The sequence below is a fragment of the Legionella lytica genome (assembly GCF_044626755.1).
Lineage (GTDB): Bacteria > Pseudomonadota > Gammaproteobacteria > Legionellales > Legionellaceae > Legionella > Legionella lytica_A.
This window is the reverse complement of the sequence record NZ_JBGORX010000026.1, coordinates 1-915: the sequence shown is the minus strand read 5'-3', so window position 1 is coordinate 915 and position 915 is coordinate 1. Positions and strand designations below refer to the sequence as shown.

Sequence of the window (915 nt, the reverse complement as noted above, 5' to 3'; positions counted from 1 at the left end):
TTTCACCAAAGCCCCACTGACATAAACCGGTGTGGTCGCAGTTAAGGTGGTAGCGTTCACCATCACCACGCTCGTCGCCGCAACCCCTCCTATGGTTAAGGTCGTGGTCGGAGTAAAGTTGGTACCCACTACCGTCACCGAAGTGCCGCCTGCGAGTGAACCTTGATTTGGCGTAATACTGATTAATGTTGGGCTACTGGCTTGATAAGTGAAACCACCTGCCAGGGTCGTACTGCCAACTTCATTACTGACTACAACATTAGCCGCTAAAGGACCACTTACATACGCTGGGGTACTCGCAGTTAAACTGGTGGCACTATTAACCGTAATACTGGTTGCGGCAAGGCCATCCACGGTCACGGTGGTCGTGGGCGTAAAACCCGTGCCGCTGATCGTAATCGTGGTACCACCAGCAACAGGTCCAGTATTCGGAGTAACACCACTGATGCTTGGCGTAGTCGCAACGTAAGTATAACCATTGATTAACGTGGCACTCCCTACCCCATTATTCACCGCCACGCTCTTCACTAAAGAACCATTAACATATGCAGGAGCGATTGCGGTCAGGGTTGTGGAGTTAATTACAGTTACACTGGTTGCTGCAATACCCCCAATCGTTAAGCTACTGCTTGGCGTAAAGTAGGTTCCGGTCAATGTAATTAAAGTTCCACCACTCATAGGGCCACTATTAGGACTAATACTGACTAATGTGGGTGAGGCCGCAAGGTAGGTAAAACCATTAGTGAGCGTCGCTCCACCAACGCTATTATTAATCACCACATCCTTCACTAAAGAACCACTGATATACGCTGGAGTGACTGCCGTTAAGGTGGTGGCATTAACTACTGTCACGCTCGTTGCAGCAAGCCCCCCAATGGTTAAGGTCGTGGTTGGGGTAAAGTTGGTACCGCTCAC

1 protein-coding gene is annotated in these 915 nt (G+C 49.9%); it reads right to left on the bottom strand.

Going from position 1 to position 915, the window contains the following annotated elements:
* The coding region (locus ACD661_RS16910) for an IPT/TIG domain-containing protein (protein ID WP_400189006.1) at window positions 1-915 on the bottom strand (915 nt) is incomplete at both ends.